Below are 16,211 nucleotides of genomic sequence, written 5' to 3'. Positions count from 1 at the left end.
ACCGATTGCTGGACGATCGGGCGTCCTTGATCAAGCCGAGGGCACGGGAGGCCGGGGTCGGTTTCCGTCCTCGTCCTGCGATGTGGTCCAGCGGTCGTCCACCGGCTTCCCGGCATTCGTGTCGAAGGCGCAGTGGCCGCGGTGATCAGCATGTTCCGGCCGGGGCTCTGCACCGCGCTCGCGGTGCAGAAGCGGGCGGGGCGGGCCGGACTGTTCGGACCGGGACCCTCCCCCGGCCCGAACGGTGAGCCTTTCCGTGGGCCTGCTGGTCAGCCTCGGCGCATGACAAGCGGCTCATGGCGTCGGAGGAGCACAAGCACCACGACGATGCCGACCAGCCCCAAGCCCTCCAGCACCCCCGAATCCAGCCACCACTGCTGAGTGGTGTGGGCCCACAGCGGATCAGCGGAGTGGGGGTGCACGTCGTCCGTGGGCGGACCGATCCGGCTCAGGTCGATGGTGGCCGCCTGTGCGGCGACCGCCCAGCGGGAGGGGGCGAGCCAGGAGAGCTGATTCAGGCCCGTCTGGTTGAACAGCGGGAAGACCGCGCCGCTGAACATCACCTGGACGACTGTGGCGAGCACCAGCAGGGGCATGGTCTTCTCGGCGGTGCGCACCAGGGCGGAGATGATCAGGCCGAGCATCATCGAGGTGGTCGAGAGCAGTACCACCACCAGTATCAGCTCGATCTCGGACGGTGTGGTCACCAGTCCGGCCACCGGCAGCCGACGGCCGGCCAGTCCGATCGCGACCACCATGAATCCCTGTACCGCGGTGATCAGCCCCAAGACCATCACCTTTGACAGGACGTAGGCGGACCGGGACAGCCCTATCGCACGTTCCCGCTGGTAGACCACGCGTTCCTGAACCAATTCGCGTACCGAGTTCGCGGTGCCGGTCAGACATGCGCCGACTGCCAGCACCAGCAGGACGGGCTGGGCGTCGACGTTGTAGTTCGGAACACAGGACGCCGACCTCACGCAGGTATGTGTGGCGGCCATGAAGCCGTACTGGGCGGGCACCGTGACGCTGAGCACCCCCATGATCAGGGGCAGGGCGAGCAGCAGACCCGCATGGCCCCGGTCCGCTGCGATGACCGAGAAGTTGCGGCGCATCAGGGTGGTGAACTGAGAGCGCCAACTCGGCGGACGAACCGACTGGGCACCGGAGGACTCCCGTGGTCCGCCGCCCGCCTTCGACCGTTTCCTCGCTCTCTTCAGTTTCTTCCGTTGTTTCGAATCCCCTGCATCCGGGGCCTTGCTCTGCGCTCCGTCGTCCGGTGCGTCGGTACTCCGGGCCGCCGACTCCTCCATCACCGCGGCGTAGGTGTGGGAGTGGATCGAATCGCGGTAGCGAGCCGCCCAGTCCCGATCGGGATGAAGGTCGAAGGCCTGGAAGACATCCGCCCAGTCGTCGTAGCCGAAGAACTCCAACGCGTAGTGCGACGGGCCGAAATACGCGGTGCGGCCACCCGGAGCAAGGACCAACAGGCGATCGCACAGATGGAGGTTGGCGACGCTGTGCGTGACCACCGCGACGCGGCGGCCACCGTCCGCGAGACCGCGCAACATCTGCATGACCTGCCGGTCCAGCCCCGGGTCGAGGCCGGAAGTCGGCTCGTCGAGCAGCAGCAGCGCGGGTTTGGTCAGCAGTTCCATAGCGACCGAGACACGTTTGCGCTGCCCGCCGGAGAGCGCGGTGATCCGGGTGTCCAAACGGTCCGAGAGGCCCAGTTCCTCAAGCACCTCCTTGACGCGCTCTTCCCGGGCTGCCGCATCGGTGTCGCGCGGGAAACGCAGCCTGGCTCCGTAGCTCAGTGCTCTGCGTAGGGTGAGTTGCGGGTGGAGGACGTCGTCCTGCGGGACAAGAGCCACGCGCTGGCGGAGTTCCGCGAAGTGCGTATAGAGGTTGAGGCCGTCGTAGAGCACTTCGCCCTCGTCGGCGGGCTGGTAGCCCGTCAGCGCCCGCAGCAGCGTGGACTTACCACAGCCGGACGGGCCCACGATGCCCACCAGGGACTTCTCGGGGAGGTCGAGGCTGACCTGGCTGAGCAGTGTCTTCGCTTCACCGCGCTGACGCACCCGGACTGTCAGGTCCCGGGCGGTGAAAGAACCTGTGCCTGCGTCGGCGCGCACCAGCCGACCGTCGGTCAGATGAAGTCTGGAATGGCCGATCATCACGGCGTCGCGCGGGCCGAGCACGTGCCGGTCAACCTGATTGCCGTTGACATACGTGCCGTTGGAACTGTCGAGATCCGTTATTTCGGGCTCGCCCTCGACCGTCTGCCGCAGCACCGCATGGTACTTGGAAACCATGGGGTCCGGTACGACGAGGTCGTTGTCGGGTGCGCGGCCTATCCTGAGGACCCGCTCGGCGTTCGACGACGTCTTATCTGTCATTCCCTGAGCGCCAGTCCTGTTCAGCGGCATATAGAGGCGTGCATGGCGCGCGTCGATCAATCCGCGCCACCGGGACGCGTGACCGCCCACGGCGTCTGCGGCCGACAGAGTAGCCCTTCATCTGACAAGGAAAGTTCATAGATTTACTTACGCTTCACAATCCGGCGACATTTCCCAAAGCGGACATGTGGCGTGGACGCGGGCCTGCCCACCTGGGTGTCGCGGCCCGTACCATGCCGCGGACCGTGCGGCCGGAGAAGTCGCCGTCGCCTTCCTGCAGCTCCGGGGCACGTGGACGCCGCGCAGTGCATGCCCCTCAACTCACGTCATTCTCACCGACTGCCCACCCAAGATCCGACCGGTCCGGACCGAGGCATCGCTCGAAGCCCCGCTGACCGCCTCGCCTGTTGCGACTGCGCTTGGCGCAGTCCCGTTCCTCAAGGTTCGGCAATGGCTGGTGTGGCCGTTGAACACTCCGTGGGGTCCGGCACGTACCGCAGGTGGATCCGTCGTGCGCCCGCGCGACCGTAAGTCGCTCCCCACGGAGGGACACACAGTGAGGAGCAGCTCAGTGGCCCGCAAAGACTTGGCACAGCCGTCGCGACGGGAGCACGCCCGACGCTGGAAGCGGTCGAAGGTGTCGATCGCGCTGATCGGCGGGCCGGTGATCCTCGCCGTCGTCGCGGGTTCGGTGTTCGCGGCGGAAGGACGTGACCACCGCGGCCCGCGACAGAACCAGGCAGCCGCCGCGCAGCCCGTAGCGGCTGCCACACCCGATCCGAAGTGCACGCTGCTGGTGCCCGACAACCCGCTCACCGCCGGTGGCCTGGCCACGCCCTACAGACTCGTCGCGAGCGATCCGGCGCAGGGACCCTGCCGCGAGGCCAACCCCGATCAGTCGGCGTTCGTGGAAGCCGCGATCCTCACCCCGAACGGCAAGCTGAGCGTCTACAACCCGTTGGTCACCGACAAGGGAACGAGACCGGCCGCGCGCACCGCCCGGCCCTCGGTGCCGCGCGGGTCGACCGTGGGCATCTGGTTCGGTTTCAACAGCGCCGATCTGACCTTGCGAACAAGCGGCCGTGCCGACAGCCTCGCCCAGGGCAAGTGCGTCAACGGCCTGCCGGGGTCGGTCTTCGGTCAGTTCGCGTACTGCAATGCGCCGGCCTTCTTCCGGGCCGCCAACACCCAGATCGCCAGGGGGCACCTCAGGATTCCGGCGCTCGGGAGAGCCAGGGACGGCTTGCCGTGCCCGACCACGCGGGACTTCTCCGTCGTGGACCAGGACGGAAGCGACAACGTGGTGACCCACTACCTCGCCGACGCACACGGCCGTATCGCCCAGAACAACGCCGCGAGCAGGGCCGCCCTCAGGAAGGGCACTCGGCTCGCCAACCACGGCGACCGGCACCACCGGCACAACGGCAAGGCCGGATCGGCGACCCACGGCGGCCCCAAGGATCTGGCCAACGGCAGCGACAACCTGCTGCTGACCCAGTTCATGGACCCTGCTCTTGGCTGCAAGCCGTTCACCGCGCCCGACCAGTCCAGCGACGGCCATGCCACCTCCGCCCTCGCGCTCGACGAACTGTCCGCTGCCGCAGACCAGAAGACGCCGATCGCGCTGGTCCCGCAGAACGACCCGATGACGCTCGTCGACGGCCGCACCAGCGTCGCGAAGACCAACGCGTACCGCGCGGGAGTCGACATGCCCGCGGTCGGTGCCGGCGCCGACGGGGACGGAGCCGCCTTCTGCGCCACTCTCTTCCGCGACCCCGCCGGCATCCAGCGCGTCTTCAAGGACAAGACGCTCTTCGAGAAGGCGCCCTCGCCGGACCCGGCCATGGCACCGAACCTCTTCGGCTTCCTCGCTTCACGGGCCAACCAGACGTTCACCAACCTGGGCTGCGATCGGCTTCTGGGTGCCGCCGACCCCGTCATCCTCACCACGAACGCGAACGGCCTGGTCACCGACGCGGTGCTGACAGCGCTCAGCCGCACGCCTACCCCGGCCGGCACCTCCCCGTCCGCCTCGCCGAGCACCCCGTCGGCCGACACGGACACCAGTCCGGCCGCCGCCAAGGCCACCTCGCCGACCAGCGCCTCCGGCTCCCCGTCCCCGAAAGCACAGCAGCCCCATGGAGACCACCGTTACGGCTCCTGACTCTTGGTCTTCGCCGGTCCGGTCATCGGCGCGACGCCGGGGGCCGCATCGCGACCGCCACAAGCCACGAGCCGAACGCGCACGTGTCGCGGAGATCGTCCAGGCGGTCCACCGCGCGTATGAGCCTCTCCTGTACGGCGTGGGCCACGTCCGGGGGCCTGTCCAGGGCGCGGCCGACGATGTCGGGCTGAAGCGCCGGGCAGGCCGGGAAACCGCACGTCGGGAGGGAACCGCCGCCGGGAACCCGGTCACGGTGACGCCGGTCCCGGACTGGATGATCGTGCTGTTGTGGAGGGCGATCTTCGCGTATGCGGCGGTACTGGCGTCGCCGTCGAGGCTGACGTTGCTCAGGGTCAGCTCCAGCGGCTGTCCGGCGCTGTAGCCGTTGAAGACGGACCGGGTGTCGGACGGCGAGTTCACCACGCGCAGGCCCGGCACCGTGACGCCGGTGAAGGACGGGATGCGGGAGCCGCTGCCGTTCGCGTAGTGGGTGTCGAAGACGAGCGGGTACCGGGGTGCCGTAGAAGTGGTTGCCGGCGATGGCGACGTTGCGGACGGGGCTGCCGCCGTTGACGGCGATGCCGTCGTCGCCGTCCTGGATCCAGGAGTCCCTGATGGTGACGTCGGTCGCCCGACCCGGGTCGATGCCGTCGGTGTTACGCACGTCGGCCGGCGACTTGATGCGCACGCCCCAGACGGTGAAGCCGGTGCCGCCCCGGTAAGTGACGTGGAAGTCGGGAGAGTTGAGCAAGTCGATGTCGTGGAGCGTGAAGTCGTCCGCGTTCTTGACCTGGATCAGCCGTGGGTCCTGCTGGTTCCTGCCCTCCGTCTCTGGGCCTGCCTGGCCAGCGCCCACCAGGTGGTGGAGGTGCCCAGGATGTCCTGGTCGCCGCGGCCGTCGAGCCGTCCCTGGCTGCCGCTGGATGACCGTAGGCCCTCGATGCCCGCGTGGGCTCCGGAGACGGAGATCAGCGGTACGCAGCCGCCCTCGGCGGCGGACAGCGTGCCGCAGGCCGGCTTGCCCTGTGCCTGGTAGGAGGCCGGATTACGGGGGCCGTAGGGAGTGCCATCGCTGTCGATGGGCAGCACCTCGCCCTGGTGCACGGTCAACAGCCCGGTGCGGAAGGCGTTGTGCGAGCCGGATGCCGTCAGCTCCACGGCCACGGGGGCCGGGCGGTTTCCGGCGCAGGACGTACTCGCGCCGGAGCAGCAGGAGTTACTTCCGCCGGCGGACGCCCCGGGCTCTCGGGCGGGAGAGCCTGGTTGCACGCCTGTGGCCCGCGACCTGATCGAGGTGTATATATGCCCTTCTCCACCGAATCATCGACGGTGGCGTCATCCGCCGACGGCGGGGCGCTGCGGCGGCCGGGCCGCCGACTGTCTGTGCGGGTCCGTCACAGCGTGGTCGTCGTCCACGTGGTCGCCTCGGTCAGCTGGCTGGCCCTGATGCTGTGTCTGCTCACCCTCGGGACGACGGCACTGGCGACACACGATGCCGACACCGTGCGCACCGCCTACCGGGCGATGGGAATGCTGGGTGACGCGCTGATCATCCCGCTGAGCCTGCTCACGCTGGTCAGCGGGGTGGTTCTCGCGGTCGGCACACCGTGGGGACTGTTCCGGTTCTACTGGGTCGGCACCAAGTTATGGCTGACCCTGGTCGCGACGGTGGCTTCGGTCTTCGCCCTCACGGCCAGGCTCCACGACGCCGTACACGCGGTGGCTCTGCATCCCGCGGGCCCCGTCTCAGCCATGCATCTGGGGTTCATCCGCTACAACATGGTGATCGTCCCGGCCGTCGCGCTGCTGCTCTACCTCGCCAACGTCGTGTTGTCCGTCTTCAAGCCATGGGGCAGGCGGTCGGCCGGGGGAAGCGGAACCGGACAGCGGCGTCGCCGGGTTCGAGTGATTTCACGTGGTCGCCGACCCGGCCTCAGCCTGCGTCGCGTCCGTGGCGCGCGATGAGCCACGCGGCGCCTCGCTCGGCCAGCGCCTTCCGGCGGTCTCGGCGTGAACGCCGTGGGCGCACACGCGAAGCGCCCCGCCCCTGCCGCTCCCGGCCGGGCACGGCGGCGAGCACGGCGAGGCGCTCGGCGGCACGGAACAGTTCGGCACGGAGCGGCCGGCGCCGTCCGGGAGTTGTGGTCTTCAACAGGGCCGTGTGGAGCCCCTCGATCTCGGCCACGGCGGCTGCCAGTCGTAGATCCGCCTTGCGCCGTTGAACGTCGCCGTGCGTCATGAATGCCCTTCCTCCCCGAGGGCGCGCGACCCCAGGCAGACTTCGGTTGTGCTGCGCGGCAGCCTTCTCGCCGACCAGGACCGTCAGGTGCTGTCCGAGGTCGACAGGGCGATCCGGTCGGGGTCGTAGACCACCCACCGTGGCCTCGGGGCGCCGGACAGGCGCAGGTGGCACAGGATGGCGCCGTCGGGACCGGTCCACCAAGCGGTGATCGTGCCCGGTCGCGGCCACCCGGCCTGGTCGGTCACGATCACCGGCCGGTAGGTGAGCTGGACCAGGCCGTCCTGGGGAGGCGGTGGACATCCCTGCGCCAGCGCTTCCAGTAGGCGCTCCGCCACGGACGTGTCTCGCATGATCCGGCCCTCCCCTGGCTCTACCCCGACAACGATTTCATTATTGCGCAACTAATGAACAACATTCGAGGTCCGGTGCGGTGAAGGCGGTCGCGGCAAGAGAGGGCGAACCGACGTGGTGGCACACACGCCGATGTCTGCCGGCACGCGCGCCGAAGCCGGCTGCGATCGCCGACTACAGGGCCGCGCCCGAGACTCCCAGCCGATCCGGCTGCTCACCATGTGGATCCTGACCAAGGCGAGAGCGACGTCAGCCACCTCGCCGCCCGGGCGGGAGGAGCATCGTCGACGGTCAGCGGGCACCTGTCGAGGCGGAGACTCACGGGTCTCGTCCGTCCCGGCGCGAGGGACGCCGGCAGGTCCGTCGCGTCGACACCCCGGGCGGCTTCGTCGCTGTCATCCATGTGAGGGGGGCAGTTGGCCGGACGCACGGGCGAGACGTCGCCGCACCCGGGCTCGCGGCTGGAAAACGCCGTCGGGTGACCAGACGGGCGGCACATCGAGCGGCCCTCAGCTGCCCGAGGCACCATCCGAAGGCGCGCCCCACCCTCGGCAGCAGGTTTTCGAGCCGGTATCCGCCCCGCAGGGGCGGATCGGCCGAGAGGGGCCGCCGGCAGGAGCGCGCGTGAAGCGGGGGAACGGGGCACGGCGGCTGCCGTTTCCCGTCCCCCCGCCCATGCCGCCGGGGAAATCCGCGTCGCCTTCTGACGGCGGCTCCCCGTGACCCGAGGGGGAGGTCGTACGGTGCGGATCAGCCGGCGCTGAAGGCGCTGACGCCCTCGGGGGTACCCCAGCCGGTCGGACCGTCGTAGCCGGTGCCCGCGGTGCAGAAGTAGTCCGTGTCGCAGGTACCGTTGCTGCCGCTGGTCACGTCGTTCAGCGCCGATGTGCCGGCCTTGCCGTACGGGTACTGAGCCGGGTAGTCACCGGAGCCCGGCGAACCGGCGAGGGCGTAGACACCCGCGATGATCGGCGAGGACGCGCTGGTGCCGCCGTAGGTGTTCCAGCTGCTGCTGGTGCCGTACGTGTCATAGACCGAGACGCCGGTGGCCGGGTCGGCGACCGCGGAGACGTCGGCCTCCATGCGGTTGGAGCAGCCGGTGTCGGTCTGCCAGCTCGGCTTCGGGTCGTACGCGGAGCAGCCGGATCCGGTGCCCTCGGTGCTGGAGGTGTTCCACACGGACTCGCTCCAGCCGCGGCTGTCGGAGGACGTGGACAGGCTGGTGCCGCCCACGGCCGTCACGTACTGGGAGGTCGCCGGGTACTCGGCACCGTAGCCGCTGTCACCGGCGGAGACGGTGATGGCGACGCCCGGGTGGTTGAAGTACTCGGAGTCGTACGTCGTGTCGGTGGAGTCCTCCGAGCCTCCGTAGCTGTTGGAGACGGACGTGGCACCCAGGCTGACGGCCTCGTTCACGGCCGTGCCGAGGTCGTCCATCGAGGAGGAGTTGGCCTCGACGAGCGTGATGTTGCAGTTGGGGCAGATGGCGGAGGCCATGTCGAGGTCGAGCGAGATCTCGCCGGCCCAGCCGCTGTCGGCGGTCGGGAGGTTGGCGGAACCGTCCTGGGCGACCTTCGTGAAGCAGCCGTTGGACGACGTGCAGTCGGACAGGCCGTAGTTCGAGCGGTAGGCGGCCAGGTCCGACTCGGCGTTCGGGTCGTCGTAGGCGTCGACGATGGCGATGGTCCTGCCGGAGCCGCTGGAGGAGGCGGCGGAGGCCAGGCCGTAGGCCGACTGGAGATCGCTCGGGCCGTAGCCGGTGGGCGAGTCCGAGGCGGCGTTCGGCTTCACGGTCAGGGGCGCGACGCCCTTCTTCGCCGCCTGCTCCTCCTGGAAGGCGGTGGTGCCGCTGGTGACGCGCAGGGCGTGACAGGCCGCGTAGCCCTTCTTCGGGGTGTCGCCGCACTGTCGGGTGTACTGCACATGGGCCCTGGCGACGGCGGCGGCGATCGTCTTCGTGCTCACCGGCGTGGGGACCGTCGGGGTGACCGCGCTCGCGTGGGCCGCGGTGCCGAGTCCGGCGAGGGCGAGAGCGGCGACGGTGACGGCTGCGGAGCCGACGCGGCGCCATCTGCCGTGCGTATGGGGGGATTCGAGGGACGACGTACGCAAGGTAGAGCCTCCTGCTGGTGGGTGACAGAGGCGTGCACATGCGGGGTCCACCGGTGTGGTTCCTGGTGGGGGCGGCGGCCCGCGACGACGATGACTTGTTGAGTACGCGACAAACAAGGCGGGTTCCGGATTCCTGACTGCTGCGTTACCGAAGGAGGCGGCGGGCTTACCGGTCAATGGCCGTGCACTGGTCGACACTTGACCCTGGGCGCAGGCAAGGTGAGGCACGGGCAAGGTGAAGCGCGTACAGGAACAGGGGCGTGCGGGATCGCCGTAGGCCGTGCCACAAGGCACGGATCCGCGATCTGCGGAACAGTGCCCCGAGCCCCGGTCGGCACTGCGAACTGCGGCACAGCCGAAAGCCCCCATGGCGACACAAGGACGGCATCCGGCATGGCGTACCGCACGAGCGACTCCACGGACCACCCGGCGAGGCCGTCGGGTACACCGGCCGAACCGCACTCGTCCTCGGCCGCCGCGCCAGACACCCCCTCCAGCTACCCCCTGGACCAGCAGGCCACCGCCCGCACCTGACACACCTGGGCATGCGCTCCACCCGCTTCGGCTCCCCACCCGCCGAAAATCGCAGCCCGCCGCGCACCGACCGGTCTCGACCAGGACACCGGCGCCTCCTCGAAGGGGTCGCCCACGACTTCTCCGCTCGTCTCCCGTGCGGCATCTGCGGCCCCGTCGGAGGCTTCACCGTCGTCGACGACCTCACCGCCGACCTGCGTCACAGGCTCGGCATCTCCGCCGCCCGGACCAAAACCGGTCCGGAGCCCGAGTGGATCAGCCACTCCCCGACCGTCCGGACCGGCCGACTCCCGTCGGTGCGCACCACACCCGGCCCCGCCCTTCCCCGACGCCCGGAGAGTGGCGGGCGCACCCCACCGCCGTATCCGCGGACGGTTCGTCCCGCAGAGCCCGCTCGCCGCTCGGATCCACGACTGGGGTACGACCACTTGCGATTGCTCACTTGCGCAGTAGGTAAAGTATTTACACTTGCCCGTCTCGGAGGACCAGGAGGCTCTCCCCTTGCTCACCTCTCTCGCACGGACCCGGTACCTGGCCCGGCCGCTGGCCGCGCTCGCCGTGACAGCCGCGGTGACGCTCACGTTGCCGACAGCCGGCGCATCGGCCGCCGAAACCGGCCCCGCCGCCGTGGCGGACGCGTTCCGCAAAGGACCGGTGTACGTCGATCCCCGGGCCAGCGGTGAGTTGCCGAAAGCGGAGGCCGACCAGCTCGCCGAGAAGATCAAGAAGGCGGACAGGCCGGTCTTCGTCGCCGTACTGCCCGAGACCCCTGAGTATCCGCGGGCCACTGTACTGCGGGACCTGCGCTCCCTGACCGGCATCACGGGCGTGTACGCGGTCCGGCTCGGCGCCGGGTTCAACGCGGGTGCCGACCGCCAGGTGATGCCGAAGGCCGCGGTCGACAACCTCAAGGCCGCGGTCAGGCGTTCGTACGCCTCCGACGCCTCCGCCGAGGTGAACGCCTTCGCGGACCAGGCGCTCCGGCAGGCCAAGGGGCATGCCCCCGCGTCCTGGGAGGCATCGGGAGGCGGCGGTTCGGCCACCGGCATCCTGGTCGGCGGGCTGGTCGCGGTCGGTGCGGCCGGCGGCGGATACGCGCTGTACCGGCGATCACGGAAGAAGCAGGAGGAACGCGAGCGGGCTGAACTGGAGGCGCTGCGCGTGGTGGTGGACGAGGACATCACGGCATTCGGCGAGGAGTTGGACCGCCTCGGCTTCCAACCGTCCGAGCCGGGTGCCACGGACGCGATGCGTGACGACTACACCCGCGCCCTGGACGCCTACGACCGCGCCAAGCAGCACATGGCCGCGGCAACGCGCCCGCAGGAGGTGCAGCCGGTCACCGAGACCCTTGCCGAGGGCCGGTTCGCGCTGGCCGTCCTCGCCGCCCGGCGCACCGGTGCGCCGCTGCCCCAGCGGCGCGTCCCGTGCTTCTTCGATCCCCGCCACGGCCCGTCGGTCAGCGATGTGAACTGGTGCCCGCCGGGTGGAGTACTGCGCATGGTGCCCGCCTGCGCCGACGACGCGCTGCGGGTGAGCCAGGGCGGCCGGCCGCTGACCCGGATGGTGCCCACCGGCCAGGGCGCCCAGCCCTACTGGAGCGCGGGCCCGGCCTACGCCCCGTGGGCGGGCGGCTACTTCGGCGGCGCCGGCGGTGTGGTCGGCGGCCTGCTCGCCGGCACTCTGCTCGGCAGCGTGCTCAGCGCGCCCTCGGCCTTCGCCGACGGCGGCGACGGCTTCCCGGGTGCTGTCGAAATGCCGGAGGGCGGTGAGTTCTCCGGTGCGGACTTCAACGCCTCCGACTTCGGGGGCAGCTTCGGTGACTTCGGCTCCGACGGTGGGGGCGACTTCGGCGGTGGCGACTGGTGACCTCACACCACGCAGCGCCGGCCGAAGCGTCCCGTACATCACCGGAGTGTCCGGTGGTGTACCGCAAGGGTCTGTCGGCAATGGCGCCGCGCACGGCCCGCGGTGGGCCAGGTCCGCCTGGCGCCGACGAGGGGGAACGGACACGACTGCGCGACCTGACCCGCCTCGACGCACCGTCACGCCCGGATGGGCACGGCCGGCAGAGCGTCCCTTGACCGCCGTGCACAACACACCGCAAAGCACAGCGACTCGAAAGGCCACAGGTACATACGATGACCCATCCCCATGACATGGCCGCCCCGCTCCTGGCGGGCGACGGGCTCCGGATCATCCTCGTCGTCGCGATGGTGGGCATCGCGACGACGGTGGCTGTCCTGCTGCGCGCCTACCGCAAGTAGAACGGACATCTCCCGGGCCATGGTGACGGCGTGGGGGTGTGGATCGCGTCCCACGTATCGCCCAGCTTCTCCGCCGGCCGACGGTGGGCGGCGACGGCGAGCCCGGGAACTCGCCTCCGCGCCCCACGCCGCCGCGAGTCCTTCACCGAGGGTCTGTGACGGCAGGCGACGCGCTCGCCGAAGAGGCCCACCGACTGAAGACCGCATTCGCCCGGGGCCGCTGTGCGGAGTCGTACGACGACGTCGACAGCGCCGGACCGGTGTCGGCCCCCGAAGCCCGGAAAACGCCTGTCGACGAAAGCGGTCAGTGCCGCTCTCACTGGGCTCGGCGGTGGCGGTGCACCACCACCGCGATCACCACGAAGGTCGCGGTGACGGCCCCGAGCAGGGTGCCGACGGCGATCGGCCGGTCGGCGCGCGGGGCGGCGGCCGGCGCGGTCGGCTTCGGCACCGTCGGCAGCAGAACGCCGAGTACGGTGGCGCCCTCGCCGGTGTGCGAGTGGGGCAGGGGCCTCATCGGCGTTTTTCTTCCTGTCCGTCTTTCATCGTGGTCCGCCCGGTCAACGCGTGTCCAGGTCACGCATGCCCAGGAACTGCTGGACGCGGCCGTCGGGCGTGGCGAGCCGGCAACGACCCCGGGCGGCCGGCACCGGCGGCCTGGGAATCTCCCTCATGCCGAGCGCGCCGGTGCAGAGGGCGCGCGGAATCTCCTCGCTGTCGGGCGGGGCTGCGAGCCGGACGCGGTCGAGAGCGGCGAGCGACGGTGTGCCTCCCCTGTCCGGTACGCGACAGTGGATGGTTTTCGGGCTGTCCGGGGCACTGGGTGCGCGTACCCCGGACAGCGCGGGCTCAGTGGCCGAGGGCGACCTCGACGATCTTGATGACGACGAGGATCATGGCGATGAGCAGATAGGTCCGCAGGGCGCCCATGCCGATCTTGCGGGCGGTCGACATGGCAGGCCGGGTCAGGGTCTGCAGTGGCGGCATCCGCCAGTTGTCGCGGCCGGTGCGGTCGATCGGGTCTTCCTTGGTGCCGGTGCGGCGGCGGGTGAAGGCGTATCCGGCGGCGAGTACCCCGACGATGCCGCAGGCGGCCATGATGTCGAGGATCGCCTCGGAGGAGATGTCGGGGAAGAGGACCGAGGCGGTCAGGATGATCGACAGGGCGACCAGGACCCCGACGACGGCCGCCGTGAACGCGTTGGTCTTCGGTCCGTTCACCCAGGGGCCGAGGACGGCCTTGTCGTTGCACAGCAGGAGCAGGAACACGCTGGCGGAGGGAAGCAGGACCCCGGCCAGCGTCTGGACGCCTTCGGTGAGCAGGCCCAGCGGCGAACCCGGGATCAGGACGATGGCAGCGGCAGCCGCGACCAGGCCGGCGTAGACGGCGTAGAAGCCCTTGGCTCCCTTGACGCCTCGGTGGAGGGAGTGCCTGATGCCGAAGACGTCGCCGATGGCGTAGGCGGTGGACAGGGAGACGGCGAAGGCGCCGATGATGGAGGCGTCCAGCAGCGCGATGGCGAACAGCACGCCGGCGAGCTTGCCGGCCTTGTGCTCCAGGCCGGTGGCGATGGCGCCCGCGTCGGTGAAGTTGCCGAAGTCGTGGGTGCCGGCGAACGCGGCGGCGGTGAAGCCCATCATCGCGGCCGCGCCGATGACCACGACGGCGATGCCGATCCACAGGTCGATCTTCTCGTACTTCATGAAGCGCGGGGTGATCCGCTTGTCGATCACGTAGGACTGCTGGAAGAACAACTGCCACGGGGCGACTGTCGTGCCGACGATGCCGATGATCAGCAGCATGACGGTGGACAACTGGCCGGTGCCGCCGGGCATGTTCGGGACGACGAAGTCGCGGGCCGTCTGCGAGGCGCGCGGGTGGACCATGAAGTAGATGGGCACCAGCAGCAGCGAGGCCGCGCACAGTGCGATGGCGACCCGCTCGAAGCGGCGGAAGGAACCGGTGAAGGCCGAGGCGATGATGATCGCGGCGGCGAGCACCACGGAGGCGGCCTTGGGCAGGCCCAGGTAGCCGGTGGCCAGGGTGATGCCGATGAACTCGGTCACCAGGGTGAGCGCGTTGAGCAGGAACAGGTCGATGACGCTGAACGCGCCCCAGAACTTACCGAAGCGCTCCAGGATCAGGCGGGCGTGGCCGACGCCGGTGACCGCGCCGAGCCGCAGCACCATCTCCTGGTTGACGTACAGCACGGGCACGAGCAGGAGCAGGGTCCACAGCAGGTGGGTGCCGTAGTTCTGGCCGGCCTGGCCGTAGGTGGCGAACGCCCCGGCGTCGTTGTCACCGACCATCACGATCAGGCCCGGCCCGACTATGGCGAGGAGCGTCTTCAGCTTGGCGGACAGCCCGGCGCGGGGCGCGGTGTCGTCGAGCCTGATGGTGCCGAGCGCGCCCTGGATGTCGCCGACATGCGCGTCGTCCAGGACCGCGGAGCGCGGCGCCTCGGACACATGGGAAACGGTGGTCATGATGCACGTACCTCCCGAATCCCCCCAGAAGGGGGAGGTAGGGGGCACGCGTAAGCCATCCCCCCTGCGCGAGCGCGCAGGACGGCGACCCGTCACGGCGCAGGGCCGTACGGGGCTCAGGACGCGGCATGGATCCGCGCAGGGGAGGTGGTTACCGCGTGCCGGAAGAATGCGAGGACAAACGGTTCAGGGGCCGACTATGGCCCGGACTACTGCTGCTGCAGTCCATGTCTCTCGCCTCCTTCCGGCCGGGGACGCGACCTGTGCGCGTCGGCAACGACTCGGCATGGAGCGGACCGGCCCGCACCAGAGCGGCCGGTACACCCCAACTCGTCAGAGCTTTGGCACTCCACGGCGTAATCCCCTTGCCGGGGAAGCCACTTGGCCTCACCCCTTAGGCCGGGGAGAGGTGTCCTGACCCTGGGCGTCTCTCGACGTCGTGGGGTCAGTGGCCTGTGTCCGTGAAGACGCCTCACCGAACGAGGTGCCCTTTTCAAACCTCCGACAGCATAGCCTCATAGTTGCGAGATCACGCAACTGATTGACGAAGTCTTGACACGGGGCCGGTCTCATGCGTCCACCAGGATCACCGAGGAATCATGCGAGCCTGGACCAGGGTGCCCGGCGGCCGTATGGGGTTTCACAGGAAAATCTCCGTTAAGTCGGAGCGCGTGCGGCACCTTCGTGAGGCAGAGTGATCACTGATGGAGCGCATCTCACGCATCTTGGTCACCTCGCGTCCCGCGTTGCTCGCCGCTGTGGTGATGCTCACCCTGACCTCGTCCATGGCGGCCGCCGAGGTCAGGACCAGGCCCTCGCGGTCCGTGTCGCAAGTCCCGGCGTCCGGTGCATGCGATCACAAGGCGGAGGGGCACCCGGCAGCGCAGCGCGCGTGCGTGGAGGGCATCGCGGGGCAGGCGGGACCCCCGGCACAGGCCCTCGGAGCCACCGGCGACGTGGTCGCCGATCGACAGACGGCGCGGGTCGGCGCGCTGTTCGGCGCGGACCGGGCCGACGACCTGTCCGGTGGGCACGTCTGCACGGCCTCGGTCGTGCACAGTCCCCGGGGCGACCTCATCGTCACCGCCGCGCACTGCGTGAGCGACACCGGCACCGACCTGGTGTTCGTGCCGGGCTACCGGGACGGGCACGCGCCGTACGGGGCATGGAAGCTGGGGCACCGCTATCTGCCCGACGCATGGACCAGGGATCAGGACGAGGACAGCGACCTGGCCTTCGCCACCGTTGACGACCAGGACGGCAAGGCGATCGAGGAGGTGGTGGGAGCCAACCGGTTCACGCCCGGAACGACCACCGGCGCCACCGCCGTCACCGTCATCGGCTACCCCGGCTCCCGCGAGGCGCCCATCAGCTGCACCAACAAGGCGACGTCACACAGCAGCACCCAGCAGCGCATCGACTGCCCCGCCTTCACCCACGGCACCAGCGGCAGCCCCTGGATCAACGGCGAGGGCCAGGTCGTCGGCGTGCTCGGCGGCTATGACGCGGGCGGCGACACCGCGGACGTGTCCTACAGCGTGACACTGGGCAGCCAGGCGGCCGACCTGTACAAGGCCGCGATCAGCGAGCCGTGACCCGTGTGGTGTCCCGCACTTTCCGCGCCCGTCGCCTTCCGCGCGAACAGGGCCTGACCA

At 69.8% G+C, this 16,211-nt stretch carries 14 protein-coding genes, 1 pseudogene and 1 riboswitch; of the genes and pseudogenes, 7 read left to right on the top strand and 8 right to left on the bottom strand.

Annotated elements, in window-relative coordinates; genetic code table 11:
* Positions 1 to 269: 269 nt before the first annotated feature.
* Positions 270 to 2,459, bottom strand: coding sequence for an ATP-binding cassette domain-containing protein (locus BIV25_RS51225; RefSeq protein WP_177235369.1), 2,190 nt, complete (start codon positions 2,457 to 2,459; stop codon positions 270 to 272).
* A gap of 511 nt (positions 2,460 to 2,970) precedes the next feature.
* On the opposite strand from BIV25_RS51225, the gene BIV25_RS21730 reads away from it, so the two are divergent.
* Both BIV25_RS21730 and BIV25_RS53035 read left to right on the top strand, forming a co-directional pair.
* On the top strand, positions 2,971 to 4,563 hold the full coding sequence (locus tag BIV25_RS21730; RefSeq protein WP_143076685.1) for a hypothetical protein: 1,593 nt from the start codon (positions 2,971 to 2,973) through the stop codon (positions 4,561 to 4,563).
* Positions 4,538 to 4,945, top strand: a complete 408-nt coding sequence (locus BIV25_RS53035; RefSeq protein WP_256255975.1) for a hypothetical protein — start codon at positions 4,538 to 4,540, stop codon at positions 4,943 to 4,945. The genes BIV25_RS21730 and BIV25_RS53035 overlap by 26 nt, the downstream gene beginning before the upstream one ends.
* Positions 4,946 to 5,143: 198 nt before the next feature.
* On the opposite strand, the pseudogene BIV25_RS54495 reads toward BIV25_RS53035, so the two are convergent.
* Positions 5,144 to 5,419, bottom strand: a pseudogene (locus tag BIV25_RS54495) (glycosyl hydrolase family 28 protein); the annotation flags it as partial.
* Complete coding sequence (locus BIV25_RS51220) at positions 5,359 to 5,727, bottom strand: hypothetical protein (RefSeq protein ID WP_071374041.1); 369 nt, start codon at positions 5,725 to 5,727, stop codon at positions 5,359 to 5,361. The pseudogene BIV25_RS54495 and the gene BIV25_RS51220, both read right to left, overlap by 61 nt.
* A gap of 138 nt (positions 5,728 to 5,865) precedes the next feature.
* On the opposite strand from BIV25_RS51220, the gene BIV25_RS21710 reads away from it, so the two are divergent.
* A complete protein-coding gene (locus BIV25_RS21710; protein WP_071374040.1) occupies positions 5,866 to 6,528 on the top strand; it encodes a hypothetical protein in 663 nt (220 codons plus the stop codon).
* Here BIV25_RS21710 and BIV25_RS21705 read toward each other — a convergent pair.
* From BIV25_RS21705 to BIV25_RS21695, 3 genes are all read right to left on the bottom strand, one after another.
* Positions 6,497 to 6,802: a hypothetical protein gene (locus BIV25_RS21705; protein WP_071374039.1), complete on the bottom strand. Its 306-nt coding sequence runs from the start codon at positions 6,800 to 6,802 to the stop codon at positions 6,497 to 6,499. The genes BIV25_RS21710 and BIV25_RS21705 overlap by 32 nt on opposite strands.
* A gap of 83 nt (positions 6,803 to 6,885) precedes the next feature.
* Positions 6,886 to 7,155, bottom strand: coding sequence for a hypothetical protein (locus tag BIV25_RS21700; protein WP_071374038.1), 270 nt, complete (start codon positions 7,153 to 7,155; stop codon positions 6,886 to 6,888).
* A gap of 751 nt (positions 7,156 to 7,906) precedes the next feature.
* Positions 7,907 to 9,268 carry a S53 family peptidase gene (locus tag BIV25_RS21695; protein ID WP_071374037.1) on the bottom strand — a complete coding sequence of 454 codons (1,362 nt, stop codon included), beginning with the start codon at positions 9,266 to 9,268 and terminating at the stop codon, positions 7,907 to 7,909.
* A 393-nt stretch (positions 9,269 to 9,661) separates the two neighbouring features.
* On the opposite strand from BIV25_RS21695, the gene BIV25_RS51215 reads away from it, so the two are divergent.
* The 3 genes from BIV25_RS51215 (at position 9,662) to BIV25_RS53025 (ending at position 12,069) form a co-directional block, all read left to right on the top strand.
* On the top strand, positions 9,662 to 9,802 hold the full coding sequence (locus BIV25_RS51215; protein ID WP_177235367.1) for a hypothetical protein: 141 nt from the start codon (positions 9,662 to 9,664) through the stop codon (positions 9,800 to 9,802).
* Between the two features lie 501 nt (positions 9,803 to 10,303).
* Positions 10,304 to 11,671 carry a hypothetical protein gene (locus BIV25_RS21690; RefSeq protein ID WP_071374036.1) on the top strand — a complete coding sequence of 456 codons (1,368 nt, stop codon included), beginning with the start codon at positions 10,304 to 10,306 and terminating at the stop codon, positions 11,669 to 11,671.
* 272 nt (positions 11,672 to 11,943) lie between these two features.
* The gene (locus tag BIV25_RS53025) at positions 11,944 to 12,069 is read left to right on the top strand and encodes a hypothetical protein (RefSeq protein ID WP_256255974.1); all 126 of its coding nucleotides are present in this window, start codon (positions 11,944 to 11,946) and stop codon (positions 12,067 to 12,069) included.
* A gap of 316 nt (positions 12,070 to 12,385) precedes the next feature.
* Here BIV25_RS53025 and BIV25_RS21685 read toward each other — a convergent pair whose 3' ends face one another.
* The gene (locus BIV25_RS21685) at positions 12,386 to 12,586 is read right to left on the bottom strand and encodes a hypothetical protein (RefSeq protein WP_071374035.1); all 201 of its coding nucleotides are present in this window, start codon (positions 12,584 to 12,586) and stop codon (positions 12,386 to 12,388) included.
* A 332-nt stretch (positions 12,587 to 12,918) separates the two neighbouring features.
* Positions 12,919 to 14,556: an Nramp family divalent metal transporter gene (locus tag BIV25_RS21680; RefSeq protein ID WP_071374034.1), complete on the bottom strand. Its 1,638-nt coding sequence runs from the start codon at positions 14,554 to 14,556 to the stop codon at positions 12,919 to 12,921.
* A gap of 317 nt (positions 14,557 to 14,873) precedes the next feature.
* Positions 14,874 to 15,047: riboswitch (M-box (ykoK) riboswitch) on the bottom strand.
* A 213-nt stretch (positions 15,048 to 15,260) separates the two neighbouring features.
* Between BIV25_RS21680 and BIV25_RS21675 the strand changes: the two genes are divergently transcribed.
* Positions 15,261 to 16,151 carry a serine protease gene (locus tag BIV25_RS21675; RefSeq protein ID WP_256255973.1) on the top strand — a complete coding sequence of 297 codons (891 nt, stop codon included), beginning with the start codon at positions 15,261 to 15,263 and terminating at the stop codon, positions 16,149 to 16,151.
* The last annotated feature ends 60 nt before the right edge of the window (positions 16,152 to 16,211 follow it).

Source organism: Streptomyces sp. MUSC 14, from assembly GCF_001866675.1.
Classification (GTDB): Bacteria; Actinomycetota; Actinomycetes; order Streptomycetales; family Streptomycetaceae; genus Streptomyces.
The sequence above is the reverse complement of the archived record's forward strand: the minus strand, read 5'-3'. Positions and strand labels throughout refer to the sequence as shown.

Bases quoted from the DNA above. Each gene is read 5' to 3' on its own strand.
- BIV25_RS53035 (WP_256255975.1), top strand. From the start codon at position 4,538: ATGGAGACCACCGTTACGGCTCCTGACTCTTGGTCTTCGCCGGTCCGG.
- BIV25_RS21685 (WP_071374035.1), bottom strand. From the start codon at position 12,586: ATGAGGCCCCTGCCCCACTCGCACACCGGCGAGGGCGCCACCGTACTC.
- BIV25_RS21680 (WP_071374034.1), bottom strand. From the start codon at position 14,556: ATGACCACCGTTTCCCATGTGTCCGAGGCGCCGCGCTCCGCGGTCCTG.
- BIV25_RS21700 (WP_071374038.1), bottom strand. From the start codon at position 7,155: ATGCGAGACACGTCCGTGGCGGAGCGCCTACTGGAAGCGCTGGCGCAG.
- BIV25_RS51215 (WP_177235367.1), top strand. From the start codon at position 9,662: ATGGCGTACCGCACGAGCGACTCCACGGACCACCCGGCGAGGCCGTCG.
- BIV25_RS21705 (WP_071374039.1), bottom strand. From the start codon at position 6,802: ATGACGCACGGCGACGTTCAACGGCGCAAGGCGGATCTACGACTGGCA.
- BIV25_RS53025 (WP_256255974.1), top strand. From the start codon at position 11,944: ATGACCCATCCCCATGACATGGCCGCCCCGCTCCTGGCGGGCGACGGG.
- BIV25_RS21710 (WP_071374040.1), top strand. From the start codon at position 5,866: ATGCCCTTCTCCACCGAATCATCGACGGTGGCGTCATCCGCCGACGGC.
- BIV25_RS21675 (WP_256255973.1), top strand. From the start codon at position 15,261: ATGGAGCGCATCTCACGCATCTTGGTCACCTCGCGTCCCGCGTTGCTC.